Source organism: Pseudomonas fluorescens group sp. PF-1 (assembly GCF_054481335.1).
In genome coordinates, this window is sequence record NZ_JBTMNG010000001.1 from 765,001 (window position 1) to 789,235 (window position 24,235).

At 58.0% G+C, this 24,235-nt stretch carries 18 protein-coding genes, 2 tRNA genes, 3 rRNA genes and 2 pseudogenes (1 of these 25 cut by a window edge); 16 read left to right on the forward strand and 9 right to left on the reverse strand.

What is annotated here, in order from left to right:
• The 8 genes from ACX3YD_RS03675 to ACX3YD_RS03710 all read left to right on the forward strand — a co-directional run.
• Positions 1–75: ribosomal RNA gene (locus tag ACX3YD_RS03675) — 16S ribosomal RNA — on the forward strand; it begins 1,462 nt to the left of the window's first position.
• Positions 76–155: 80 nt separating this feature from the next.
• Positions 156–232: transfer RNA gene (locus ACX3YD_RS03680), tRNA-Ile, on the forward strand.
• A 28-nt stretch (positions 233–260) separates the two neighbouring features.
• Positions 261–336, forward strand: a tRNA-Ala gene (locus ACX3YD_RS03685).
• 244 nt (positions 337–580) lie between these two features.
• Positions 581–3,472 (forward strand): 23S ribosomal RNA (locus tag ACX3YD_RS03690).
• 149 nt (positions 3,473–3,621) lie between these two features.
• Positions 3,622–3,737, forward strand: a 5S ribosomal RNA gene (gene rrf, locus ACX3YD_RS03695).
• The 16S, 23S and 5S rRNA genes sit together here with 2 tRNA genes alongside, the layout of an rRNA operon.
• Positions 3,738–3,885: 148 nt before the next feature.
• On the forward strand, positions 3,886–4,545 hold the full coding sequence (locus tag ACX3YD_RS03700; RefSeq protein WP_458959285.1) for a paraquat-inducible protein A: 660 nt from the start codon (positions 3,886–3,888) through the stop codon (positions 4,543–4,545).
• A complete protein-coding gene (locus ACX3YD_RS03705; protein ID WP_103405088.1) occupies positions 4,532–5,155 on the forward strand; it encodes a paraquat-inducible protein A in 624 nt (207 codons plus the stop codon). The genes ACX3YD_RS03700 and ACX3YD_RS03705 overlap by 14 nt, the downstream gene beginning before the upstream one ends.
• The gene (locus ACX3YD_RS03710; RefSeq protein WP_458959286.1) at positions 5,148–7,451 is read left to right on the forward strand and encodes a PqiB family protein; all 2,304 of its coding nucleotides are present in this window, start codon (positions 5,148–5,150) and stop codon (positions 7,449–7,451) included. The genes ACX3YD_RS03705 and ACX3YD_RS03710 overlap by 8 nt, the downstream gene beginning before the upstream one ends.
• 84 nt (positions 7,452–7,535) lie before the next feature.
• Here ACX3YD_RS03710 and mksF read toward each other — a convergent pair whose 3' ends face one another.
• The 3 genes from mksF to mksB are packed head-to-tail and all read right to left on the reverse strand — an operon-like array spanning position 7,536 to position 12,359.
• Positions 7,536–10,376 carry an Mks condensin complex protein MksF gene (mksF, locus tag ACX3YD_RS03715; protein ID WP_047533255.1) on the reverse strand — a complete coding sequence of 947 codons (2,841 nt, stop codon included), beginning with the start codon at positions 10,374–10,376 and terminating at the stop codon, positions 7,536–7,538.
• Complete coding sequence (mksE, locus tag ACX3YD_RS03720) at positions 10,373–11,074, reverse strand: Mks condensin complex protein MksE (protein WP_458959287.1); 702 nt, start codon at positions 11,072–11,074, stop codon at positions 10,373–10,375. Before mksE ends, mksF begins: the two co-directional genes overlap by 4 nt.
• A complete protein-coding gene (mksB, locus tag ACX3YD_RS03725) occupies positions 11,064–12,359 on the reverse strand; it encodes an Mks condensin complex protein MksB (RefSeq protein ID WP_047533249.1) in 1,296 nt (431 codons plus the stop codon). The genes mksE and mksB overlap by 11 nt, the downstream gene beginning before the upstream one ends.
• A 206-nt stretch (positions 12,360–12,565) precedes the next feature.
• Between mksB and ACX3YD_RS03730 the strand changes: the two genes are divergently transcribed.
• Both ACX3YD_RS03730 and rimI read left to right on the forward strand, forming a co-directional pair.
• Positions 12,566–13,312: an energy transducer TonB gene (locus ACX3YD_RS03730; RefSeq protein ID WP_458960383.1), complete on the forward strand. Its 747-nt coding sequence runs from the start codon at positions 12,566–12,568 to the stop codon at positions 13,310–13,312.
• Positions 13,305–13,757: a ribosomal protein S18-alanine N-acetyltransferase gene (rimI, locus tag ACX3YD_RS03735; protein WP_007981794.1), complete on the forward strand. Its 453-nt coding sequence runs from the start codon at positions 13,305–13,307 to the stop codon at positions 13,755–13,757. The genes ACX3YD_RS03730 and rimI overlap by 8 nt, the downstream gene beginning before the upstream one ends.
• Positions 13,758–13,825: 68 nt before the next feature.
• On the opposite strand, the gene ACX3YD_RS03740 is transcribed toward rimI, so the two are convergent.
• Positions 13,826–14,230, reverse strand: a complete 405-nt coding sequence (locus ACX3YD_RS03740) for a serine kinase/phosphatase (protein WP_458959288.1) — start codon at positions 14,228–14,230, stop codon at positions 13,826–13,828.
• A gap of 167 nt (positions 14,231–14,397) precedes the next feature.
• Between ACX3YD_RS03740 and can the strand changes: the two genes are divergently transcribed.
• Positions 14,398–15,042, forward strand: coding sequence for a carbonate dehydratase (can, locus tag ACX3YD_RS03745; protein WP_458959289.1), 645 nt, complete (start codon positions 14,398–14,400; stop codon positions 15,040–15,042).
• Between the two features lie 5 nt (positions 15,043–15,047).
• On the opposite strand, the gene ACX3YD_RS03750 is transcribed toward can, so the two are convergent.
• The 3 genes from ACX3YD_RS03750 to ACX3YD_RS03760 all read right to left on the reverse strand — a co-directional run bounded on the left by ACX3YD_RS03750 (position 15,048) and on the right by ACX3YD_RS03760 (position 18,389).
• On the reverse strand, positions 15,048–15,572 hold the full coding sequence (locus tag ACX3YD_RS03750) for an SET domain-containing protein-lysine N-methyltransferase (protein ID WP_458959290.1): 525 nt from the start codon (positions 15,570–15,572) through the stop codon (positions 15,048–15,050).
• 150 nt (positions 15,573–15,722) lie between these two features.
• A complete protein-coding gene (locus ACX3YD_RS03755; protein WP_458959291.1) occupies positions 15,723–16,895 on the reverse strand; it encodes a hypothetical protein in 1,173 nt (390 codons plus the stop codon).
• A 75-nt stretch (positions 16,896–16,970) separates the two neighbouring features.
• The gene (locus ACX3YD_RS03760) at positions 16,971–18,389 is read right to left on the reverse strand and encodes a short-chain fatty acid transporter (RefSeq protein WP_047533227.1); all 1,419 of its coding nucleotides are present in this window, start codon (positions 18,387–18,389) and stop codon (positions 16,971–16,973) included.
• Between the two features lie 200 nt (positions 18,390–18,589).
• On the opposite strand from ACX3YD_RS03760, the gene ACX3YD_RS03765 reads away from it, so the two are divergent.
• The 5 genes and pseudogenes from ACX3YD_RS03765 to ddlA all read left to right on the forward strand — a co-directional run bounded on the left by ACX3YD_RS03765 (position 18,590) and on the right by ddlA (position 23,224).
• Positions 18,590–19,903: an MFS transporter gene (locus ACX3YD_RS03765; protein ID WP_458959292.1), complete on the forward strand. Its 1,314-nt coding sequence runs from the start codon at positions 18,590–18,592 to the stop codon at positions 19,901–19,903.
• Between the two features lie 219 nt (positions 19,904–20,122).
• Positions 20,123–20,761: pseudogene (locus ACX3YD_RS03770) on the forward strand (PAS domain-containing protein); the annotation flags it as partial.
• Positions 20,762–20,911: 150 nt separating this feature from the next.
• Positions 20,912–21,349 (forward strand): annotated as a pseudogene (locus ACX3YD_RS03775) (methyl-accepting chemotaxis protein); the annotation flags it as partial.
• 133 nt (positions 21,350–21,482) lie between these two features.
• Positions 21,483–22,082 (forward strand): flavin reductase family protein, encoded by a 600-nt coding sequence (locus ACX3YD_RS03780; RefSeq protein WP_047533219.1) that lies wholly within the window; start codon positions 21,483–21,485, stop codon positions 22,080–22,082.
• A gap of 47 nt (positions 22,083–22,129) precedes the next feature.
• Positions 22,130–23,224, forward strand: coding sequence for a D-alanine--D-alanine ligase (ddlA, locus tag ACX3YD_RS03785; protein ID WP_458959293.1), 1,095 nt, complete (start codon positions 22,130–22,132; stop codon positions 23,222–23,224).
• Between the two features lie 69 nt (positions 23,225–23,293).
• On the opposite strand, the gene ACX3YD_RS03790 is transcribed toward ddlA, so the two are convergent.
• Positions 23,294–23,665 carry a helix-turn-helix domain-containing protein gene (locus ACX3YD_RS03790; RefSeq protein WP_103405103.1) on the reverse strand — a complete coding sequence of 124 codons (372 nt, stop codon included), beginning with the start codon at positions 23,663–23,665 and terminating at the stop codon, positions 23,294–23,296.
• Between the two features lie 3 nt (positions 23,666–23,668).
• Positions 23,669–23,971, reverse strand: a complete 303-nt coding sequence (locus tag ACX3YD_RS03795; protein ID WP_103405104.1) for a type II toxin-antitoxin system HigB family toxin — start codon at positions 23,969–23,971, stop codon at positions 23,669–23,671.
• Positions 23,972–24,235 lie beyond the last annotated feature (264 nt).

A 24,235-nucleotide genomic window follows, 5' to 3' on the forward strand; every position in this document is an offset into this window, starting at 1 on the left:
ACGGTGTGATTCATGACTGGGGTGAAGTCGTAACAAGGTAGCCGTAGGGGAACCTGCGGCTGGATCACCTCCTTAATCGACGACTCAGCTGCTCCATAAGTTCCCACACGAATTGCTTGATTCATTGAAGAAGACGATAGAAGCAGCCCGAAATTGGGTCTGTAGCTCAGTTGGTTAGAGCGCACCCCTGATAAGGGTGAGGTCGGCAGTTCGAATCTGCCCAGACCCACCAATTTTGTGTGGGACACCTGTAGAGATACGGGGCCATAGCTCAGCTGGGAGAGCGCCTGCCTTGCACGCAGGAGGTCAACGGTTCGATCCCGTTTGGCTCCACCACTACTGCTTCTGAAGTTTGAAAGCTTAGAAATGAGCATTCCATCGAAGGATGGTGAATGTTGATTTCTAGTCTTTGGCTAGATCGTTCTTTAAAAATTTGGGTATGTGATAGAAAGATAGACTGAACGTTACTTTCACTGGTAACGGATCAGGCTAAGGTAAAATTTGTGAGTTGCTCTTTGAGCAATGCGAATTTTCGGCGAATGTCGTCTTCACAGTATAACCAGATTGCTTGGGGTTATATGGTCAAGTGAAGAAGCGCATACGGTGGATGCCTTGGCAGTCAGAGGCGATGAAAGACGTGGTAGCCTGCGAAAAGCTTCGGGGAGTCGGCAAACAGACTTTGATCCGGAGATGTCTGAATGGGGGAACCCAGCCATCATAAGATGGTTATCTTAAGCTGAATACATAGGCTTAAGAGGCGAACCAGGGGAACTGAAACATCTAAGTACCCTGAGGAAAAGAAATCAACCGAGATTCCCTTAGTAGTGGCGAGCGAACGGGGACTAGCCCTTAAGTGGCTTTGAGATTAGCGGAACGCTCTGGAAAGTGCGGCCATAGTGGGTGATAGCCCTGTACGCGAAAATCTCTTAGTCATGAAATCGAGTAGGACGGAGCACGAGAAACTTTGTCTGAATATGGGGGGACCATCCTCCAAGGCTAAATACTACTGACTGACCGATAGTGAACTAGTACCGTGAGGGAAAGGCGAAAAGAACCCCGGAGAGGGGAGTGAAATAGATCCTGAAACCGTATGCGTACAAGCAGTGGGAGCAGACTTTGTTCTGTGACTGCGTACCTTTTGTATAATGGGTCAGCGACTTATTTTCAGTGGCGAGCTTAACCGAATAGGGGAGGCGTAGCGAAAGCGAGTCTTAATAGGGCGTCTAGTCGCTGGGAATAGACCCGAAACCGGGCGATCTATCCATGGGCAGGTTGAAGGTTAGGTAACACTGACTGGAGGACCGAACCGACTACCGTTGAAAAGTTAGCGGATGACCTGTGGATCGGAGTGAAAGGCTAATCAAGCTCGGAGATAGCTGGTTCTCCTCGAAAGCTATTTAGGTAGCGCCTCATGTATCACTGTAGGGGGTAGAGCACTGTTTCGGCTAGGGGGTCATCCCGACTTACCAAACCGATGCAAACTCCGAATACCTACAAGTGCCGAGCATGGGAGACACACGGCGGGTGCTAACGTCCGTCGTGAAAAGGGAAACAACCCAGACCGTCAGCTAAGGTCCCAAAGTTATGGTTAAGTGGGAAACGATGTGGGAAGGCTTAGACAGCTAGGAGGTTGGCTTAGAAGCAGCCACCCTTTAAAGAAAGCGTAATAGCTCACTAGTCGAGTCGGCCTGCGCGGAAGATGTAACGGGGCTCAAACCATACACCGAAGCTACGGGTATCACTTAGGTGATGCGGTAGAGGAGCGTTCTGTAAGCCTGTGAAGGTGAGTTGAGAAGCTTGCTGGAGGTATCAGAAGTGCGAATGCTGACATGAGTAACGACAATGGGTGTGAAAAACACCCACGCCGAAAGACCAAGGTTTCCTGCGCAACGTTAATCGACGCAGGGTTAGTCGGTCCCTAAGGCGAGGCTGAAAAGCGTAGTCGATGGAAAACAGGTTAATATTCCTGTACTTCTGGTTATTGCGATGGAGGGACGGAGAAGGCTAGGCCAGCTTGGCGTTGGTTGTCCAAGTTTAAGGTGGTAGGCTGGAATCTTAGGTAAATCCGGGATTCTAAGGCCGAGAGCTGATGACGAGTGTTCTTTTAGAACACGAAGTGGTTGATGCCATGCTTCCAAGAAAAGCTTCTAAGCTTCAGGTAACCAGGAACCGTACCCCAAACCGACACAGGTGGTTGGGTAGAGAATACCAAGGCGCTTGAGAGAACTCGGGTGAAGGAACTAGGCAAAATGGCACCGTAACTTCGGGAGAAGGTGCGCCGGTGAGGGTGAAGCACTTGCTGCGTAAGCCCACGCCGGTCGAAGATACCAGGCCGCTGCGACTGTTTATTAAAAACACAGCACTCTGCAAACACGAAAGTGGACGTATAGGGTGTGACGCCTGCCCGGTGCCGGAAGGTTAATTGATGGGGTTAGCTAACGCGAAGCTCTTGATCGAAGCCCCGGTAAACGGCGGCCGTAACTATAACGGTCCTAAGGTAGCGAAATTCCTTGTCGGGTAAGTTCCGACCTGCACGAATGGCGTAACGATGGCGGCGCTGTCTCCACCCGAGACTCAGTGAAATTGAAATCGCTGTGAAGATGCAGTGTATCCGCGGCTAGACGGAAAGACCCCGTGAACCTTTACTATAGCTTTGCACTGGACTTTGAATTTGCTTGTGTAGGATAGGTGGGAGGCTTTGAAGCGTGGACGCCAGTTCGCGTGGAGCCATCCTTGAAATACCACCCTGGCAACTTTGAGGTTCTAACTCAGGTCCGTTATCCGGATCGAGGACAGTGTATGGTGGGTAGTTTGACTGGGGCGGTCTCCTCCTAAAGAGTAACGGAGGAGTACGAAGGTGCGCTCAGACCGGTCGGAAATCGGTCGTAGAGTATAAAGGCAAAAGCGCGCTTGACTGCGAGACAGACACGTCGAGCAGGTACGAAAGTAGGTCTTAGTGATCCGGTGGTTCTGTATGGAAGGGCCATCGCTCAACGGATAAAAGGTACTCCGGGGATAACAGGCTGATACCGCCCAAGAGTTCATATCGACGGCGGTGTTTGGCACCTCGATGTCGGCTCATCACATCCTGGGGCTGAAGCCGGTCCCAAGGGTATGGCTGTTCGCCATTTAAAGTGGTACGCGAGCTGGGTTTAGAACGTCGTGAGACAGTTCGGTCCCTATCTGCCGTGGACGTTTGAGATTTGAGAGGGGCTGCTCCTAGTACGAGAGGACCGGAGTGGACGAACCTCTGGTGTTCCGGTTGTCACGCCAGTGGCATTGCCGGGTAGCTATGTTCGGAATAGATAACCGCTGAAAGCATCTAAGCGGGAAACTAGCCTCAAGATGAGATCTCACTGGAACCTTGAGTTCCCTGAAGGGCCGTCGAAGACTACGACGTTGATAGGTTGGGTGTGTAAGCGCTGTGAGGCGTTGAGCTAACCAATACTAATTGCCCGTGAGGCTTGACCATATAACACCCAAGCAATTTGCGTCGAAAGGCCAGATTGCGGTGTGTGAAGACGCAATGAACCGAAAGTTCGCAACCATTCACAAAAGCCGCACAAACTATCGCATACCCAATTTGCTGAAGCGTCGAAAGACGGTTCGGTACCCGAATTTCTTGATGACCATAGAGCATTGGAACCACCTGATCCCATCCCGAACTCAGCAGTGAAACGATGCATCGCCGATGGTAGTGTGGGGTTTCCCCATGTGAGAGTAGGTCATCGTCAAGATTAAATTCCAAAACCCCTATCTGCGTATGCAGGTAGGGGTTTTGTTTTTGGCGCAAGAAAAGCACGATTAATCACCGCAGAAATTTGAACAGTTATTTTTGATTCAGGGCACTAGAATAGGTCCAACTTTTTCGGAGCCAGAGCCCTTATGCCAGATCCGGTTGACGCCTCCGGGCTGTCAGATTTACCACTGGGCGATTTGGTGGCGTGTCACGAATGCGACTTGCTGATGCGCAAGCCCAAGCTTGCCCATGGCGAGAAAGCCCTGTGCCCGCGCTGCGGGTACGAGCTATACGCCCATCGACACAACGTGGTGCACCGCAGCCTGGCTTTGGTCATCGCGGCGCTTTTGTTATACGTCCCCGCGAACTTTTTACCCATTATGCAGCTCAATCTACTCGGGCAGTCATCGCAAGATACTGTCTGGAGCGGTGTTTTGGGCTTGTTCAATTCGGGTATGCAAGGCGTTGCCGTGATTGTGTTCCTGTGCAGCATGGGTATACCGCTGCTCAAGCTGCTGTGCCAGCTGACGGTATTGCTGAGCATTCATTTTGATGTCGGCCGCAGTTACGGTTTGCTGCTTTACCGTATTTATCACCATTTAAGAGATTGGGGGATGCTCGAGGTTTACCTCATGGGTGTACTCGTCGCCATCGTAAAACTGGCAGATATGGCAGCAATGACGATAGGTATCGGGCTGGCCTGCTTCGTTGCTTTGCTATTGGTTCAAGTCTGGCTGGAGGTTGTGATGTCGCCTCACCAGATCTGGCAGGCTTTATCAGGAGAGGATGCCCATGCGGGCGATTGATGCAGGCATTCTGATTTGCGCCGAATGCCATGAGTTGAACAAGCAGGAAGCTGATGCCGGTGAGCAGGTGTGTACTCGCTGTGGTGCCATAGTGCATGCCCGCCGTCCGAATAGCCTGATGCGCACCTGGGCGTTGCTGATTACTGCTGCCATTCTCTACATACCCGCCAATGTGTTGCCGATCATGACCGTGAGTTCGCTGGGCAAGGGTGACCCCAGCACTATCATGTCCGGCGTGATCCAATTGGTTCAGCACGGCATGATCCCTATTGCCGCCGTGGTTTTTATCGCCAGTATTCTGGTACCCACGTTCAAACTCGTGGGCATTGCACTGCTGCTGTATTCCGTACAGCGTCGTCAGCCACTTTCAGCCCGCCAACGTATATGGATGTACCGCTTCATCGAGTTCATCGGCCGCTGGTCGATGCTCGATATTTTTGTGATCGCCATTCTGGTGGCGGTCGTGAACTTCGGGCGACTGGCCAGCGTCGAAGCCGATCTTGGTGCCATAGCCTTTGCCAGTGTGGTCATCCTGACCATGCTGGCCGCAGTAACTTTCGATCCCCGACTGATTTGGGATAACACGGAGTCGGACGACGACCATGACTGATTTGCCAACAGCGAAAACCCGACCGGCCTCGAACTGGTCAGCCATTTGGGTACTCCCCCTGATCGCCCTGATCATCGGTAGCTGGCTTGGCTGGCGTGCTTATTCCGAGACTGGCATCGAGGTCCAGGTGCGCTTTGAAAGCGGCGAAGGCATTCAGGCCAACAAGACTGAAGTCGTCTATAAAGGCATGCCGGTCGGCAAGGTGAAAACGCTCAAACTCGATGATGAAGGAGCCTCCAAGGGCGTAATTGCCACCGTCGAAATGAATAAGGACGTGGAGCAATACCTGCGGACCAGCACGCGATTCTGGTTGGTCAAGCCGAGTGTAACCCTGGCCGGGATCACCGGCCTGGAGACCCTGGTTTCGGGCAATTACGTCGCGATCAGTCCCGGGGAAGGTGAGCCCACGCGCAAATTCAAGGCCCTGGCCCAGGAGCCGCCGCTATCCGACGCCCAGCCCGGGCTGCACCTGACGATCAAGGCAGATCGCCTGGGCTCGTTGAACCGCGGTAGCCCGGTGTTCTACAAACAAATCAAGGTCGGCCAGATCAAAAGTTACGTGCTGTCCGAAGATCAGAGCACTGTTGAACTCAAGGTCTTCATTGAGCCGACCTACGCCAAACTGGTGCGTAAACACACGCGTTTCTGGAACGCCAGCGGCATCAGCATCGATGCCAATCTGTCGGGCGTGAAGGTGCGCAGCGAGTCTCTTGCCAGCATTGTCGCGGGTGGCATCGCGTTCGCCACTCCGGAAAATCGCAGGGACAGCCCGCCCACGGATCCGAGTCTGCCATTCCGTCTCTATGAGGACTTCGATGCCGCTGCGGCCGGTATCAAGGTCAAGGTCAAACTCAGTGACTTCGAAGGTCTGCAGGCCGGTCGTACGCCGGTCATGTACAAGGGCATTCAGGTTGGCACACTCAAGGCGCTCAAGGTTGACGCTGATTTGGCGGCTGCGAGCGCCGAACTGACGCTGGATCCGTTGGCTGAAGACTACCTCGTCGATGGCACTCAGTTCTGGGTGGTCAAACCGTCGATCTCGCTCGCCGGCATCACGGGGCTTGAGGCGCTGGTCAAAGGTAACTACATCGCCGTGCGTCCCGGGGATAAAGGCGCAGCGCCGCAACGCGAGTTCGTCGCGAGGCCCAAGGCGCCGCCGCTGGATTTACGTTCGCCGGGTCTGCACCTGGTGTTGTTCACCGAGAACCTTGGTTCGCTGGAAGTCGGCAGCCCTGTTCTGTACAAGCAGGTCAAGGTCGGCTCGGTACAGAGCTATCAGTTTTCACGCAAGAAAAACCAACTGGTGATCGGTGTTCACATCGAGAAGGAATACGAAAACCTGGTCAATGCGTCGACCCGATTCTGGAATGCCAGCGGCATTACCCTGACGGGTGGGCTGACCGGAGGTATTCAAGTCAAAAGTGAGTCGTTGCAAAGCTTGATGGCGGGCGGCATTGCCTTTGAAACGCCACAGGCCAAGGCGCCTTTGCAAAAGCGGATTCCGCGTTTCCGGTTGTTTGCCAGTCATGATGAGGCTACGCAAAAAGGCGAGGTGATCACGATCAGGGTTGATCGCGCCGATGGCTTGCGCGCCGGTACACCGATTCGTTTCAAAGGGCTGGATGTCGGCAAGATTGAAGGCGTTGACCTCACGGATGACCTGCAATCGGTGCTTATCACCGCGCGACTCACTGAAGTGCCTGAGCGCATCGCCCGCGTCGGTAGCCAATTCTGGGTGGTCAAGCCCGAGCTGGGCTTGATCAAGACCTCTAACCTGGAGACCTTGGTCACCGGGCAATACATCGAGGTCCAGCCAGCACCAAAGAACCTTGGTCCGCAGAAAAACTTCACAGCCCTGGCCAGCCCCCCCGAGAGCGCCAGGGTCGAAGCCGGGTTGAGTCTGGTGTTGAGCGCTGCGCGGCGTGGTTCACTGAAAGCCGGTGTGCCGGTGACGTACCGTGAAATCACGGTCGGCAAAGTGACCGGGTATGAACTGGGTCAGACCGCAGACCGCGTGTTGATCCACATTCTGATCGAGCCGAAATACGCGCCATTGGTTCGCAGCGGCACTCGATTCTGGAACACCAGTGGTTTTGGTCTTGATGTCGGGCTGTTCAAGGGGGCGACTCTTCGTACCGAATCGCTGGAGACCCTGATTCAGGGTGGGGTTGCATTTGCCACCCCGGATGGCGAACGCATGGGCACTCCGGCACAGGCGGAGCAGACGTTCCCGCTGTTCGACAAGTTCGAAGAGGAATGGCTGACCTGGGCGCCGAAGATCTCACTCGGTAAGTAGTCCGGATCGGCCTTAGCCCTGCACCAATGAAAAAGGCCGCGATCCTGAGGGTCGCGGCCTTTTTTGTTGCCTTCAATTCAAGCGTCAGACCGCGTCCAGCTCCGGCTCGTCCGCTTCAGCATTGATGGTTGCCTTCACCTGATCATGACGACGGATGTACTTCCAGTCCGCCTCGTCGATGTAGATGCCAGCCGGGCCGCTGCCGCCTTCCAGGTCGATAGCGACACTGGCGCAGACCTGTGGCTTCACGCTTGCCAGGATCGGTACGAAGCCCAGTTGCAGGCTGGTTTCCAGCAACGCTGCCTGGTTCTTCTCGTCGATGTCCGCCGCCTCGTCGAGGTAGTACGGCAAGCGCACACGGCCGGCCAGGTCGCGGTCCATCAAGTGCAGCAACAAGTACATGTTGGTCAGCGCCTTGATGGTCATCGTGGTGCCGTTTGACGCGGCGCCGTCGATGTCGGTGTGGATCACCGGCTGACCGTTGACCTTGGTGATCTCGAACGCCAGTTCGAACAAGTCCTTGAGGCCGAGCTGGTTGTGGTTCGCCGCCACCAGGCGTGCCAGGTATTCCTTGGCCTCTTCGTTCTTGTTGTCCTGTTCCGCGCTCTGGCTCAGATCGAACACCGACAGGGTTTCGCCTTCTTCGTACTGGCCGGCGCTGTGGATGATCTGGTCGATGTGCTTGAGCGCTTCCTTGTTCGGCGCGAGCACGATGCGGAAGCTCTGCAGGTTCGACACCTGACGTTTGTTGATCTCGCGGTTGAACAACGCCAACTGGTGCTCGAGGCTGTCGTAGTCGCTACGGATGTTGCGCAGGGTGCGGGCGATGTCGGTAACAGCGGCGCGACGTGCCTTGCCCAGGGTCAGGGCTTCGTCGGTGCGGTGCGCGTAAGCGTTGATCAACAATTGCAGGCGCCGCTCCATATCGTCTTCGCTGTCGAACTTGGCCACGCCCTTGAGGCGCACCTGCGCGTACAGCGCTTCGATCTGGCCGTCGGCGCGAAGCAGACCTTGCCAACTGTCCTGATAATCGTTGAGCAGCGGCAACAGGTTATCCATGGAATCGTCGACCGGGTCCATGAACGGCGTGCCGAAAGGCAGGTCCGCCGGCAGTAGCTGACGGCGGCGCAGGGCGTCATCGAGCGTGCGTTGCTTGGCTTCCATGTCGGCGATCTGCCGGCCGACCAGTTGCAGCTTGGCCGACAGTTGCTGGACGCGTTCGGTAAAGGCATCGCTGGAGCGCTTCAATTCGTCCTGCGCGGCTTCCATTTGAGCCAGTTGCTCAAGCTTGTCGCCTTCTTCGGCGCTCAGGGTTTGCGCGCGACGGAAGTCTTCCAGGGCCTTCTGCGCATCCAGCACTTGCTGGTACAGCGCTTCGGTCTGGGTCTTGCTCGCGGCGCGGTCAGCGGCCACGGCTTGCTGGGTTTTCAGTTGCTTGAGTTCTTTGTCCAGGCGCTCTTTCTGGTCGCGCAGTGCCGCACGGTCAGCCAGGGCCTGCAAGGCCGGCGGCTCGATGTGGGAGATGTCGATGGACAGCCCCGGCACTTCGAAACGCTCGCCTTTGAAGCCGTCGAGGATCAGTTCTACGGATTTGACCCAGTCGCCGTTGTCGTCCAGCGCAATGCCGTGTTCGCCCAGGGGCAGGCTGAACAGCGCGCTGTTGAACAGACGCATCAAGCGTTCGACGTCCTGCTGCGAGAACTCTTCGCGCAAGCGGGCGTAGCTGTTGTTGTCGGCGTGATCGAGTTGCTGCTTGACCGACTTCAGACGTTTTTCCAGATCCCGCAGACGCTCTTCCAGATCCTCGGCGCTGAATTGTCGCGACTGCGCCAGCGCACCGGCCAGTTCATCGTGGGCATCCTTGGCCGCGAGCAATTGCTGCTCCAGCACCTTGACGTCATCGACCAGGGCAAAGCGATGCTTGAGCACCGACAGCTCGCCGAGCCAGCGCTGGATGCCGGTAATTTCCCGCTCCAGACGCATCAGTTCCTGAGTGCCACCGCGTTGATCGTTTTGCAGTTCGTCCTGCTCGCGACGGTAGTGTTCGGCCTGGATCGTCAGCTCTTCCTTGCGTGCGCCAGCGTAGTCTGACCAAGTGCCGAGCAAAGAGTCGAGCAAAGGCGAAATCCGGTGCAGTTTGCCACGCAGGATGTCGCGCTGTTTCACGCCGTTGGCCAAGGCTTCGACCAATGGGCCGGCGGCGACCAGCGAGTTGTAGTCCTGCTCCATGCGTCGTACATCGCGGAAGGCTTCTTCGCACGCCGCAATGTAATCCACGCTACCGGAACGCAGGCTGTGTTCGAAGGCATCCAGGAACAATTGCTTGAGCTTGGCCGCTGTGATTTCACGCATGTGCAGCAGGTTGATGAACAGGGCGCGGAAGGTCTTCAGGCTCTGCTCGCTGGTGGAGCGCAGCGGGATCAGCGTGAGGTCCAGCGGGATCGAGGTGTGGCCGCCGACCAGCAAGCGACGCAATTCATCCGGCTTGAGCTCGTAGGCTTTCAGGCCTTCGCGTTCAAGGTTGGTGAACAGTTCCTTCTGACGCAGGCAGGTATCGTTTTTCTGGTAATGAGCCAGGTCCAATTTGCCGGCATAGGCAAAGAACTGGTGACCGAAACCGCCGCCCGGACCACGACCGACCACGCCGATCACATGTGGACCGTGGGGCAGGTTCACTTCGACGAGGATGTAACTGGTGTCCGAAGCAAAATAGAAGCGCCGGGATTGTTCCAGGCTGTACTTGCCGAAACTCATGTCCGACATGCGCGCCAGGATCGGGAACTGCAACGCATTGATCGAGGCGGATTTGCCCAGATTGTTTGCGCCGTAGACCGACAGCGGCTCTTCCAGCGGGAACAGCCCGAGGCTGTAGCCGGCGGTGTTCAGTAGGGCAAAGCGGCGGATGCCGTAGCGTTCCTTGCTCATGCGTCGAGCTCCTGTTCTTCGGCGATGGCACGGGCCAGTGCGTCTTCTTCGCTTTCACCATCGAATTCGCTCAAATCGAGCGGGTCGTCGGTCTGCAGCAGCTTTTCATCGCTGTCTTCGTCGATCAGCACCGGCGCCGGCAGTGGCAGCACGCTGTGCAGGCTGGCCGCCAGATCACGGTCCTGTTGAACCGACAGGCACACATCGAGGAAGCGGTGCATCGGCGGCAGGAAGCGGTAGACGCCGTTTTCTTCACTGGCGAAGCCGAGCTGGGTCATGCGGCGCATGATTTTTTCTTCCAGTTCGTCCTGGGTCTGCACTTCGGCCTGGATGAACAGGTCGCGATACTTCTCGAGCAACGATGGCAGTTCATCACGGCCGAGGCTGCCGCCGTCGAGCACGGCGATCGGGTCGCGGCCCTGGTCGGCCAGGTGCTCGACGAGGATGAAGGTGAACAGTGCCAGGCGCTGGGCCGTCTTGTTCACCGCTGCCGCCGCGAGGTCCGGCACGAAGTAGTAGAAACCACGGGTGTCGCAGACCAGTTCAAAGCCCAGCGCCTTGAACAGCGTGCGGTACTGGTCCTGAAAGTTCGACAGCTGCGCGTACAGCTCTGGATCGCGACGGCTGACGTGGTAGCCCTTGAACAGCTCGCGAAAGATCGGCGCCAGCTGAGACAGTTCGGATAGATCAAGTTGCATGGGGAGTACTGGCATGGAGGGTGCTCGCAGAATTCTCGGAGGCATCAGGACCGGCCGAGAGCAGGGCGAAGGAGCGCAGGCTGACCTGGTGCTCGTGTGTGAAGTAATCGCGGCGTTCCAGACGTTCGCGTTTGAAGCGCTTTTCCCGCGACAGGCGCGAGAACCAATACAGCAGTTCGTCGGTGGCGCCGTCCGGTTCCTGCTCCAGCAGCCAGGTCATCAGGTCTGGCATCGGCAGGGCGTCTTCGCAACGGTCGAGCATCTCCCGGACCGTGCGTGGCGCACGCGGGGCATCGCCGCCCTTGTGGGTCTTGTGTGCCTTGGGGAAGCGCGCCGGTTTCGGCTCGAAACGGGCCAGCGCGTAAACATAGGCCTCGACCTGACTGGCACTGCCGAGAAAGGTGCTTTGCGGCCGCGTGAACATCGGCATCGCGGCTTGTGGCACCGCGTCGATGCCCTTGCGGCGAATCATCGACAGGGCCAGCGCCGCACCGCGGGTCACGGCGTTGTGACGACGGGCTTCTTCACGCAGCGGCAGCAGCAACTCGCGGGCGTGACGCAGGGTCAGTTGCGCACTGGTCTGCATTTCGAGGATCCGCGCGTGGGTGCGCAGCAGCATGTCGTCATCAACCAGATGGCCGAGGCGTTGCTGCTCGGTGAGCATGCGCAGCAGCACGTTTTCGACCTTGCGCACACCCTGTTCAAAGGCGCCGTCGGCGTTGACCAACTGAATCATCGGCTCGACGTATTCGTCCCAGGTCGCCAGGACCTCAGCGTAACGCTGGCGCAGCGGGATCTGCCGGTCGCTGGTCTTGGCCCGCTCGGCAACGGCCACCAGGGCCTGTTCGTCGTTGGCGAGTTTTTTCAATACATCGCGTACGCGCATGTCCAGCAGACGCAGTTGGCGCGCCAGATCATTGCCGTCGCGGATGTCGAAGGCGTCCTGGATGTAGCCGGCCAGGCGTTCGAGATGACGCAAATAGGCTTCGATCTCCAGACACAGGCCCAGACGGTGTTCACGGCGCAGGTAAGCGAGGAAGTCGTGGATCTGCGCGTTGAGCTCGAACCGGTTCGGGCTTTTCGCCACGGGAACCAGAATGTCGAGGCGAATCCACACGTCCAGCAGGCTGGTGATGTCCTGCGGCGTACTGTCGAGTTGCTGGGCGGCCAGTTGTGAACGCAGTTCGTTGAGGCTCAGTGTGCCTTGGTCGAAGTGCTCGCACAGTGGCTCCAGAAGTGCCCAGTGTTCAGCGAGGGCGCGCAAGACGCGCTTGGGTTCGATCATCGGAATGGCCGGCTGGTTGGCGATTAAAAGCCGAGATTGTACTGCATCGGGACCGATGCGATTCACTCTCGGGACGGACTGTCGCTTTTCTAACGATCAACTGCGGGCGATCTTGAGCGAAGGGCGGTAGAATCACCGCACTTTAGTTATCCACAAGTGGCCGACCTTTGCTTATCGAGTCTCGCCGCCGCGCCTATTTGAACGCCATGCAGGTGGTCAATTGGCTGCCGCGCACCGAATTGCCCTTTGCTGCACCGTCGCGGCCCGAACTGCTGGAGCTGCCCGAGCCGTTGCCCGTCGCCCCGGCAGTGCCGGCACCTGCGGCCCAGGCGCCTGTGGAACCGCAGGTCAAACCGGCCGAGCGGGTGAAAATCGAAGTACCACGGCCATCGTTGGCAAGCTCGCGCACCGGGGCCAAACCGGTGGAAGAAGTCGTAGAAGCGCCGGTCGTCGCCAGGGTCGCCCCCGTACCGCCACCTCGTTTTGCCCTGCAGTTGCTGCGGGCAGGGCGTTGCCTGCTGCTGGTGGAGTTACCCACAGGCGAGGCGTTCCAGGCCCGCGATCCCGCTTATCTGTTGCTCAAGGACATGTTGCGCGCCGCCGGCCTGCCGGACAGTCCGCAGATCATTGGCGAGCCGGTGCGCTGGCCGCTGCTGGCCCGAGGCACGATGGATCAGGGCCCGGAAGCGGCCCGTGACTTCGTGCAGGGCTTTATCTCGGCCCGGCTGGAAGACGCGCCGTGCGTCTGTCTATGGCTGATCGGCCTGCCTGCCGTGCGTTTTGCCGGGGAGGCCAATGCCGAATCCTTCAATCGTGAACTCCAGGTCGAAGGCCTGGGCTCGGTCTGGGCCTTGCCTGGCCTGGAATTATTAATGGAAGAGCCACAGCGTAAGGCTGATGTCTGGCAAGCCATGCGTCGGCTGATGGCGCGCTGGAAAGAATCGAATGAGTGACGCTGTATCGTTCCGCCCGATGACCGAGGCGGACCTGGAAGCTGTACTGAAAATCGAATACGCGGCCTACAGCCATCCCTGGACCCGCGGGATTTTTCTCGATGGCCTGGGCAAGTACCAGATCTGGCTGATGTTCGAAGGGCAGCAGCAGGTGGGTCACGGTGTGGTGCAGATCATTCTCGATGAGGCGCACCTGCTGAACATCACCGTCAAACCGGAAAACCAGGGTCGTGGCCTGGGTTTGACGCTGCTGGAGCATTTGATGTCGATTGCCTACAAGGCCGATGCCCGGGAATGTTTCCTGGAGGTCCGCGACAGCAACACGGCGGCGTTCAAGTTGTATGAGCGCTATGGCTTCAACGAGATCGGACGTCGGCGGGATTACTACCCGGCGGTGGGCGGACGCGAAGATGCGGTGGTCATGGCCTGTACGCTGGTAGATTGAACATCTTTGTTACAAATTAAATGCCGATTGCTGGGCAGGAGCCACCAAAGGCTCCTGTCCAGGATCGATCAACGTTTGCGGTCCAGCGGATCGCGCCGGGCCATTTCCTCTTCATCCAGCCCATTGCCCCCACCGATGTCGTCTTCATCGACAATGCTCAAGTCCCAATCAGCCTGATCCCCTTGACCCGCTTCATGGGCATCGCGGGCGCCGTCTTCGCGGATCAGAGTTTCCGGGCTCATGTCATCATCCGTGGGTTCGTGATCAGCGGTCGATGCACCGGTCATGCCGGCTTCGCGCACGCGCCGACGGGGTATCAGTTGCGCTCGCTCGCTGTCCGGCAACTCGTCGCCGATCCTGGCATCGGGTTCTTCCTCGTCGAAATCCAGCTCATGCACCGAACCCATGCGGTCTTCGTTGTCATCGATGGGTTCTGGTTGCACCGCATCATATGGACGTCGTGAATCAGTCATGGCAATTCCTCATACTGTGGGCCTTACTAGGTGGACCCACTGGGTTACCGAGAATTCCACCGGCACGGAGCGCCATTTACGAGCTTTCGGTGGCATGTGCATAAAGCGCGTGACCTCGACGGGCGGTTGTCTGTCAAAGCAGCGCATCATTCTCGAGGCTTCATTGCATGAACGAACTACAAGATCTGATCGACAACAACGAGCGCTGGGCTGACGCGATCACCAAAGAAGATCCTGACTTCTTCGCCAAGCTGGCTCGCCAACAGACTCCCGAGTACCTGTGGATCGGCTGTTCCGATGCCCGGGTGCCGGCCAACGAGATCGTCGGCATGCTGCCGGGCGATTTGTTCGTACACCGCAACGTGGCCAATGTGGTGTTGCACACCGACCTCAACTGCCTGTCGGTGATTCAGTACGCGGTTGACGTACTCAAGGTCAAACACATTCTGGTCACCGGCCACTATGGTTGCGGTGGTGTTCGAGCCTCGATGCAGGATCGCCAATTCGGCCTGATCGACGGCTGGCTGCGTTCGATTCGCGACCTTTACTACGAGAAGCGCGAAGAACTCGCCAAACTGGCCACTGAAGAGGAGCAGGTCGATCGGCTCTGCGAACTCAATGTGGTTCAGCAAGTGGCCAATGTCGCCCATACCAGCATCGTGCAAAACGCCTGGCACCGCGGACAGAGCCTGTCGATCCACGGTTGCATCTACGGCATCAAGGACGGTCGCTGGAAAAGCCTGAACACTACGATCAGTGGCTTCGAGCAATTGCCGCCACAGTACCGCCTGCGTCCGGTCGAAGCGCAGTAACGCATTCAGTCGAACAGATGCCGACGCCAGCGCTGTAAAAAGGCCTGGCCGTCGGCGTTTGGCGATTCATTGTAGCCGGTGATCCAGCCGCGACATTTGTACGAACCGCATTGACAGGCGAACTGACGCAACAGTTTGTCTTCGGTGGCGGCGTAGTCGATCGTCAGCCAGTCACCTTTCTGTATGTCCTTCAGCGCCCACAGCCATAGCTCGCTCATGTCGAGAAAGACATTTGGGTCGCAAGCGTGTTGCAGCAATCCACAGAAGCGTGGGTCGAAGACATGCACGCCGGGAGCGAGTTGCCTGGTATGTCGGCAACGATAGGGCAGTAGTTGTCCCGATATCCGGCAAATTCGGCTGATACGGGGAAACTCGCGCAAGGCAGCAATGGCGATCGCTGCGCCTTTGTCGTTGGTGATGACCTCGAAGTCGGCCCGGGAGGGGAATCCCAGGCGAACCGGAAGGTGCGCAAACGGATAGACACCGGCTGGCGGTGCGGCGAGGGGATTGTGAGGGGCATTGGCTTTCATAACGATCCTTGTTGGCTGGATGCTGCGACTTCCTCCAACTGACGATCCTGTCAGCGCTGCAACATGGTTTCGCCCAAGCCTCTCGCAGATGAGTCGGCGGGTCTACTGTCATAACTGACAGCGAGACCGGCCGTTCATCGGTTCATCGATCTACAATCCCGGGGCGGGAACTGCCGTCGCCGGCGCAGGTGCCTTGAGTTGTTTGAGCTGGGCCTGGATCGTTGCCGACGCGCATTTGCCTGCAGCTTGTTGAGGCGTCAGATTGCGGATCGAGGTGTAGAACAGCTCGCAGGTTTTATCTTTCTGGGCCACTTGCCAGGTTTGCGTGCAACTCCTGAGCTCAATATCAGCATTGCTGTCAGTCTCGCGGCCCATGGCGGCCTGCCAGCACGCGGCGCTCAGGTCCTGTCCCATGACTTTCAGTCCCGCTGCATCGGCTTTGGCCTTGGCATCGGTGCCGGTGTAGTTTGCCGGGTCGGCGGCGTACCAAATGTAGCTCGGGTGGTTGGCACCCAGAACGGGTACTTTCAGCCCTTCGTTCGGGCTGATATTCACCAGGCCCAGTACATTCACCGTCGGCCCGTACTGCTGTTTGATCCAGTCACGCACCGGTGAACCAAACGCAACCATCGGCACGGCCTCGCCGCTGGCATTTCGGCTGAGGTTCTTGACCATGGTGGTCTGGTAGTCCTTGAAGTAATCGTAGACACCTTCCAGGTCCTTGCCGGCGTTGGACGGCGCGGCAATCGGAGCGATGTCGATGATCGTCTGGTAGCTCGGCGTCTGCTCGGCCGGGACGCCATTGATCGTCAGTAATGAGGCCCAGCGATCCGTCGTGGCTGACTTGAGGTAATCCTGGGCCTGGGTCAATGAATAGTCGGGCGGGAAGTGCAGCAATTCGACGCTTCTGCGGTTTTCCAGGGGCATGCCCAGCGGCAGGAAAAAATACCAGTTATAGGCCCACTTGCCGTCGGCATTCAGTTTGCTGGCGGCGGTGTAAGCCAGATCGCCGGCGTCGAGCAGCGCCGTCAAGGGTTTTTGATAGTCGGCGGGTACGCCGCTGATGACAGTGAAGAGCTGACCATTATCGGTTTTGACCAGAACCTTCGCGGTGCCGTAGCCATCGCGCTGCACGCTTTGGGTCAGGTAATGCTCGACCGTTTGCTCCAGTGTCCAGTTGCGAAAGCAAATCACGTTGCAGTTGTTGGGATAAGCAAAAAGCCGCGTGAGGCGTTCGGTGCTGCCCAGGTTCAGGGTCACATCGGCGTGGGCGGCGGCGCTCAGGGTGAGTGCCGCGAGCGTCAGTCCTGCGAGTTTAATCATGCTCAGATCCTTTTTAGCCTGTGGGTCCGTCTCAAATGTGGGAGCTGCACCGCCTCCCACAAAAGCTCCAGTGGTCTACGGCATTACCGGTGGCGTATACGCCAGCGTCGTTCCCAGCGCCCAGAGCAACAGCAACACCAACGGCGTGTGCACCAGCAGTTGCACGAACGAAAATCCGATCAGGTCCCGTGCTTTCAGCCCGAGCACGCCCAGCAGCGGCAGCATATAGAACGGGTTGATCAGGTTGGGCAGGGCTTCGGCGGCGTTGTAGATCTGCACGGCCCAACCCAGGTGGTAGTTCAGATCCGTGGCGACTTGCATCACATACGGCGCCTCGATGATCCACTTGCCGCCACCGGACGGAATGAAGAAGCCGAGGATCGCCGAGTACACGCCCATCAGCAGCGCATAGGTATCGTGGGAAGCGATGCTGACGAAGAAGGTCGAGATGTGATGGGCCAGGGTCTGGGCATCAGCGCCTTTGACCGTGGTCATCAACGCGGCGATCGAGCCGTACAGGGGGAACTGGATCAGCACGCCGGTGGTGGTCGGTACCGCACGGGCCACGGCGTCGAGGAAGCTGCGCGGGCGCCAGTGCAGCAGCGCACCGAGCATGATGAACAGGAAGTTGTAAGTGTTAAGGCCGGAGATCGCACTGATCGCCGGTTTGGTCGAAAACTCATGGAACAGCCATCCGGCGGCCAGCAGCACCAAAAGTATGATGAGCAGCGGGCTGTGCTCCAGCCATTCGCCGGGACGGGTGCGTGGTTGCAGGGGCGGTAGATTGAAACTCGGGTCGACCCCGCAGGCTTTGGCGTCACGTGCCGAGTTAGGGCCGGGGGCGGTCGCGTAGGCGATGATGATCGAGACGACGACCAGCGCCAGCAACATCACCCCCGACTGCCAGAGAAAGATGGTCTGGGTGAAGGGAATGACCCCGGTGATCGACAGAATCGACGGCGGCAGACTGGCCGGGTTGGCCTGCAATTGCGCCGCGGACGATGACAAGCCCAAGGCCCACACCGCGCCAAGGCCCAGGTACGCTGCGGCTCCGGCGGCGCGATAGTCCATCTTCAGGTCGGTACGGCGGGCGAGGGCGCGCACCAGCAAGCCGCCGAACACCAGCGACAGGCCCCAGTTCAGCAGCGATGCAACCATGGAGATCAGCGCCACCCAGGCCACGGCGGAGCGGCCGTTTTTCGGGATTTTCGCCAGACGGTCGATCAGCTTGACTGCCGGTGGCGAGCTGGCGACCACATACCCGCCGATCACCACGAAAGCCATTTGCATGGTGAACGGGATCAGGCTCCAGAAACCGTCGCCGAACGCCATGGCCGCGTCGGTGGGTTTGGCGCCCATGGCCATGGTGGCGAGGGCGACGATAATCACGGCCAGCGCGGCAAACACCCAGGAATCGGGAAACCAGCGTTCGGCAAAACTTGAGCAGCGCAGGGCAAAGCGGGCGGAGCGGCTATCTTCGATATCAGCGGCCACGGGAGTACCTCGAATTATTATGTTTATTGTGGTCTTCGGGGCGGTAGCGGCCCGTTCGGACAGACATCGACATTAATTCACCCGAAAGTTTTGTGCGGGGCTGTTTTGCGACTATGCGACTTTAGTCTAGCGGGTTGTCCGCTGGCGCGTTTGCGTAGACCATGGGCGCCTTGGTTTTTGCCTGCACCAGAGTTCTTTTCATGACTGCCAACACCGATTCACCCCCGACGCCCTTCAACCGCTCGGACTACAAAACCTTGGGGCTTGCCGCCCTCGGCGGCGCGCTGGAAATCTATGATTTCATCATCTTCGTATTTTTCGCGCTGACCCTGAGCCAGTTGTTCTTCCCGCCGGAAATGCCTGAATGGCTGCGCTTGCTGCAAAGCTTCGGCATTTTCGTCACCGGCTATCTGGCACGTCCTCTGGGCGGGATCCTGATGGCGCATTTCGCCGACCGTTTGGGCCGCAAGAAGGTCTTCAGCCTGAGCATCCTGATGATGGCGTTGCCCTGTCTGCTGATCGGAATCATGCCGACCTACGCGCAAATCGGCTATTTCGCCCCGCTGCTGCTGTTGCTCCTGAGAGTGTTTCAAGGGGCGGCCGTGGGCGGTGAAGTGCCGAGCGCCTGGGTGTTCGTCGCCGAGCATGCGCCTGCGGGCCGTCGGGGCTATGCCCTGGGGTTTTTGCAGGCAGGACTGACCTTCGGTTATCTGCTCGGTGCCTTGACGGCCACCTTCCTGGCGCAGGCCTTCACCCCGGTCGAAATCCTCGATTACGCCTGGCGTTACCCGTTTCTGCTGGGCGGCGTGTTTGGTGTGATCGGCGTCTGGCTGCGCCGCTGGCTCAGTGAAACGCCGGTATTCATGGCCATGCAGGCGCGGCGCGAGCAAACCGTGGAGCTGCCGCTGCGCAGTGTCCTGCGTGAACATCGCCTGGCCATGCTGCCGGCAATGATCCTCACCTGTGTGTTGACGTCGGCGGTGGTGGTGTTCGTGGTCATCACGCCAACCATGATGCAGAAAACCTTCGGCATGACCGCCAGTCACACCTTCGCCCTGAGCGCGTTGGGCATTGTTTTTCTGAACATTGGCTGCGTGCTCGCCGGGTTACTGGTCGATCGCATTGGCGCCTGGCGCACGGTGATGTTGTATAGCCTGCTGCTGCCGTTGGGTATCGGCGTGCTTTACACCTGTCTGATCAGCGGCGGCGACTGGGTCGGTCTGGCCTACGCGGTGGCGGGGCTCGGTTGCGGAGTGGTCGGTGCGGTGCCCTCGGTGATGGTCAGCCTGTTCCCGGCGCGGGTTCGTGTGTCGGGCATCTCATTCACCTACAACATTGCCTACGCGGCCTGGGCCAGTATCACACCGCTGCTGTTGATCGGTCTGATGCCGCGGAGTCCGTGGGTCTGTGTGATTTTCTGCGCGGTGATGGGGGCGGTGGGCGTAAGCAGCGCGGCATACTTCGGCACGCGGATGCCGAAAATCGCAAGGTGTTCGACCGTTGGCGCTGCGTGAATCAACAACACGATGGGGGTGCCTGAACTATTTTTGTAGGACAAAGCTGAAACACTCTTCAGAAAAGACCCGCAAGGCCGATGGCTAGGCTGTAAATCGCTTTCTACCCCAGTCCATCGGTGCATCCCCATGTTCAATAAACGCTTGAAGCAGGAGCTATCGGCTCTTCGCGAAGAACTCTCCAGCCTTCAGCAAGTGAAGGAAAGCCTGGAAAGCGAGATGCTTGTGTTGACCCTCGATACAGATGGGCGGGTCCAATCGGTTAATCAGAATTTCCTCAGCGAAATGCACTACAAAAGCGACGAGCTGATTGGCCGGCGCATCGAAGAAATCGTTCCCGAGCATGTGAGAAACGACGAATTCCAGTTGCGTTTCAAAGCGGCGATGAGCCGTGGCGAGCACTTTGCCGGCGCGGTGCGCCTGTTGCGGGGCACCGGCCAGGAAGCATGGTTGCGTTCGATCCTGCAGCCAGTGCGCTCGGCCAGTGGCCAAATCAAGCATTTTTCGATTTTCTCCAGCGACCTGACCCGCACCATCGAGACCTCCCGTGAACACGAAAACCTGATCGGTGCGCTGATGCGTTCGACGGCGGTGATCGAGTTCGATCTCAATGGCAATGTGTTGAGCGCCAACGACCGCTTTCTCAGCGGCATGGGTTACAGCCTGGCGCAGATCAAGGGCAAGCATCACCGCATGTTTTGCCTGCCGGAAGAGGCCAACAGTGCCGAGTATCAGGACTTCTGGCGTCGACTGAACGCGGGTGAGTATGTGGTTGATCGCTTCAAGCGCGTCGATAGCCATGGTCGTACGGTATGGCTGGAGGCCTCTTACAATCCGGTGGTCGATGCCAATAACAAACTTTACAAAGTGGTGAAGTTCGCCACGGTGGTCACCGATCAGGTCAATCAGGAGCAAGCCGTCGCCGAAGCAGCGAACATCGCCTACAGCACCTCGCAGCAAACCGATCAAAGCGCCCAGCGAGGCAGTACTGTGGTCAATCAGGCGGTGGAAGTGATGCGTGATCTGGCCAAGCACATGCAAACCGCAGGTGATGGCATTGAGGCGCTCAATGAGCAGTCGCTGGTGATTGGCACCATCGTCAAAACCATCAGTGGCATCGCCGAACAAACCAACCTGCTGGCGCTCAACGCGGCCATCGAAGCGGCACGTGCCGGTGAGCAGGGCCGAGGGTTTGCCGTGGTGGCGGATGAGGTCCGGCAACTGGCTTCGCGGACCAGCCAGGCCACCGATGAAATTGTTGTGGTGGTGCGGCAGAACCAGGATATGGCGCGCAACGCCGTGGCCCTGGTCACCGACGGCAAGCTGCAGGCTGAGCACGGGCTGACGCTGGCGGCGGAAGCCGGCACGGTGATTGTCGAGATCCAGGACGGTGCGCAGAAAGTGGTGAATGCGGTGGGGCAGTTTGCCAATCAGTTGGCGACCTGATCCGTTAAAAGATCGCTGCGTTCGGGTTCACATCCGGTGTCGACGCGGAGCAGGCTCTGATCCTTACACCTGATCAAGCCAGCTCTCGCAAGATGTCGTTACAATCGGCTCTTTCCCCCAGGAGCAGACATCCATGAGCGTTTCTCACCGTCGCCCGGTCCCGTTGTCCAAAGCCTACCGTCTGCTCAATCATGGGCCCACCGTTCTGGTTAGCGCGGCCCATGACGGTCAGCGCAATATCATGGCGGCGGCCTGGGCCATGCCGCTGGATTTCGAACCACCGAAAATCGCTGTGGTGCTGGACAAGTCCACCTGGACCCGACAGCTGCTGGAAGCCTCCGGGACCTTCGTGCTGAACGTTCCCTGCGCCGCCCAGGCCGATATCGTCCAAACCGTTGGGTCGACGTCTGGCCTGGAGCTGACGCGGGAGCAAGGGCGCGACAAATTCCAGATCTATGACTTGCCGACGTTCGACGCCGAACTGATCGACGCGCCGATGCTCGAAGGCTGCGTTGCCTGGCTCGAATGCCGGCTGCTGCCGGAGCCCGACAATCATCAGCAGTACGATCTGTTTCTGGCGCAGGTGATTGCCGCTCAGGCCGACGAGCGCGTGTTCAGTGACGGACGTTGGCACTTTGAGGGCCAGGACGCGTTGCGCACCCTGCACCACGTCGCCGGTGGGCACTTTCTGACCATCGGCAACCCGGTGGATGGCAAAACCTTACAGCCCTGAGTTGGCTGCTACCCTAGCCATAAAGAGATTCACGAAGAGGTCAGGCAATGAGCAAGTTGCGGGTAGGGATTGTTTTCGGGGGCCGGTCGGCAGAGCACGAAGTGTCGTTGCAGTCGGCGAAAAACATCGTCGATGCGCTGGATCGTTCGCGCTTCGAACCGGTGTTGATCGGTATCGATAAACAAGGCCACTGGCACCTCAATGACCCGTCGAATTTCCTGCTGAATCAGGAAAACCCGGCGCTGATCGCCCTCAATCAGTCCAATCGCGAATTGGCCGTCGTGCCGGGCAAGGTCAGCCAGCAATTGGTTGAAACCTCCAGTCAGGAATTGTTGGGCCATGTCGATGTGATCTTCCCGATTGTCCACGGGACCCTCGGTGAGGACGGCTGCCTGCAAGGGCTGTTGCGCATGGCCGACCTGCCGTTTGTCGGCTCCGATGTGCTCGGTTCGGCGGTGTGCATGGACAAGGACATCAGCAAACGTCTGCTGCGCGATGCCGGGCTGGCGGTCACGCCCTTCGTGACCCTGACCCGAGCTACCGTGGCGCGCAACGGATTTGCCGAGATGGCGGACAAGCTCGGTTTGCCGTTGTTCGTCAAACCGGCAAACCAGGGCTCTTCCGTGGGGGTGAGCAAAGTCAACGACGAAGCCGAATACACCGTGGCAGTCGAGCTGGCATTGAGCTTCGATGCCAAAGTGCTGGTCGAGTCTGCCGTCAGTGGCCGCGAGATCGAATGCGCGGTGCTCGGTAACGAAGACGCCATCGCCAGCGGTTGTGGCGAAATCGTGGTGCACAGCGGGTTTTATTCCTACGACAGCAAGTACATCGATGACAAGGCCGCTGAAGTGGTGGTGCCGGCCAGCATCAGTCACGAGGCCAGCGAACGTATTCGTGCCATGGCCGTCGAAGCGTTCCACGTCCTGGGCTGTTCCGGGCTGGCGCGGGTCGATGTGTTTCTGACCGACAGCGGTGAAGTGCTGATCAACGAAATCAATTCGCTGCCCGGATTCACCCGCATCAGCATGTACCCGAAACTGTGGCAGGCCGCTGGCATGACCTACAGTGAACTGGTCACGCGGTTGATCGAACTGGCGTTGGAGAAACACCGGAGTCGGCAGGCGCTGAAAATCAGTCGATAAGCCGGCGTGACGGCGGTGATCAAGGGGTGTCGCCTGCTGGCCTGATTCTAAAGTTCGTCCGATGCTCGATCAGGCCTGTTTGATTGGCTTGATCAGGCTCTGCGCTGGTATTCCAAATAGATCATGCAGTTTCCAGATCATGGGAAGTGTCAGCGCTCGTTTTCCATTCAGTACTTCATAGACCCGGTTTGTTCTGCCAATCGCAGGTGCGAGGTCTGCAGCGGACAAGCCGGATTGCTCCATGCGAAATTTGATCGCATCGATCGGGTTGGGGAGATCGACTGGGAACTGCTTCGATTCGTAGGCTTCGATAAGCGTGATCATGATCTCAAAGTAGTCACCTTCAGGGGTGCCAGGATCTGGTTCGTTATCGAACAGCGCTGACACATTGTTGAGCGCTTCACGGTAATCCTCGTCAGTGCGAATGGGGCGAATGTTCATGGGTTACTCCATCTCGACGGTGTCAGCGTCGATTGCGTCGTATTGTTTGTGAGTGCCGACAAATTTTATGTACACGGCCCCAAAGCGATAGGCCACTGCGACGATCAGCCGAAAGTCGTTGCCCTTGATGTTGAATACCACTCGGCGGCTTTTGAGAATGCTGGCGGTCGCGAAGTGCATCTTTATGTCTGAAGGTGTTCTCCAGTCGGAGTTTCTTGCCTCATCAATCCAGGCCAGGAAGGATTGTTCCGATTCGGGGTATTTCTTCCAGAATCTTTTTAGCTGACTGATGGCGATGATTCTCATGGCATGATCCTAGTCCCGTGGTGGGACTCGTGCAAGTCTCAGAAAGTGCAACCGATGTATGGCGAGCAGGGCTGATTTGACTTCGATGCTCGAGTCATTCTCAAAACTGGCGCAACGAGCGAGTCGATGATGGGCAGTTGAAAGTGCTCTCAGTTAACTCTACTGAAGTAGCAATCGCTTGCGGGTAGGAACTGGCTGAGTTGAAAAGCGATCAGGAGCTGATATTTTTAAAAAAGGGCCTATCCCTCGGTAAGCCCTTTCTCA

Bases quoted from the DNA above. Each gene is read 5' to 3' on its own strand.
- ACX3YD_RS03700 (WP_458959285.1), top strand. From the start codon at position 3,886: ATGCCAGATCCGGTTGACGCCTCCGGGCTGTCAGATTTACCACTGGGC.
- ACX3YD_RS03705 (WP_103405088.1), top strand. From the start codon at position 4,532: ATGCGGGCGATTGATGCAGGCATTCTGATTTGCGCCGAATGCCATGAG.
- ACX3YD_RS03710 (WP_458959286.1), top strand. From the start codon at position 5,148: ATGACTGATTTGCCAACAGCGAAAACCCGACCGGCCTCGAACTGGTCA.
- mksF (WP_047533255.1), bottom strand. From the start codon at position 10,376: ATGAGCAAGGAACGCTACGGCATCCGCCGCTTTGCCCTACTGAACACC.
- mksE (WP_458959287.1), bottom strand. From the start codon at position 11,074: ATGCAACTTGATCTATCCGAACTGTCTCAGCTGGCGCCGATCTTTCGC.
- mksB (WP_047533249.1), bottom strand. From the start codon at position 12,359: ATGATCGAACCCAAGCGCGTCTTGCGCGCCCTCGCTGAACACTGGGCA.
- ACX3YD_RS03730 (WP_458960383.1), top strand. From the start codon at position 12,566: ATGCAGGTGGTCAATTGGCTGCCGCGCACCGAATTGCCCTTTGCTGCA.
- rimI (WP_007981794.1), top strand. From the start codon at position 13,305: ATGAGTGACGCTGTATCGTTCCGCCCGATGACCGAGGCGGACCTGGAA.
- ACX3YD_RS03740 (WP_458959288.1), bottom strand. From the start codon at position 14,230: ATGACTGATTCACGACGTCCATATGATGCGGTGCAACCAGAACCCATC.
- can (WP_458959289.1), top strand. From the start codon at position 14,398: ATGAACGAACTACAAGATCTGATCGACAACAACGAGCGCTGGGCTGAC.
- ACX3YD_RS03750 (WP_458959290.1), bottom strand. From the start codon at position 15,572: ATGAAAGCCAATGCCCCTCACAATCCCCTCGCCGCACCGCCAGCCGGT.
- ACX3YD_RS03755 (WP_458959291.1), bottom strand. From the start codon at position 16,895: ATGATTAAACTCGCAGGACTGACGCTCGCGGCACTCACCCTGAGCGCC.
- ACX3YD_RS03765 (WP_458959292.1), top strand. From the start codon at position 18,590: ATGACTGCCAACACCGATTCACCCCCGACGCCCTTCAACCGCTCGGAC.
- ACX3YD_RS03780 (WP_047533219.1), top strand. From the start codon at position 21,483: ATGAGCGTTTCTCACCGTCGCCCGGTCCCGTTGTCCAAAGCCTACCGT.
- ddlA (WP_458959293.1), top strand. From the start codon at position 22,130: ATGAGCAAGTTGCGGGTAGGGATTGTTTTCGGGGGCCGGTCGGCAGAG.
- ACX3YD_RS03790 (WP_103405103.1), bottom strand. From the start codon at position 23,665: ATGAACATTCGCCCCATTCGCACTGACGAGGATTACCGTGAAGCGCTC.
- ACX3YD_RS03795 (WP_103405104.1), bottom strand. From the start codon at position 23,971: ATGAGAATCATCGCCATCAGTCAGCTAAAAAGATTCTGGAAGAAATAC.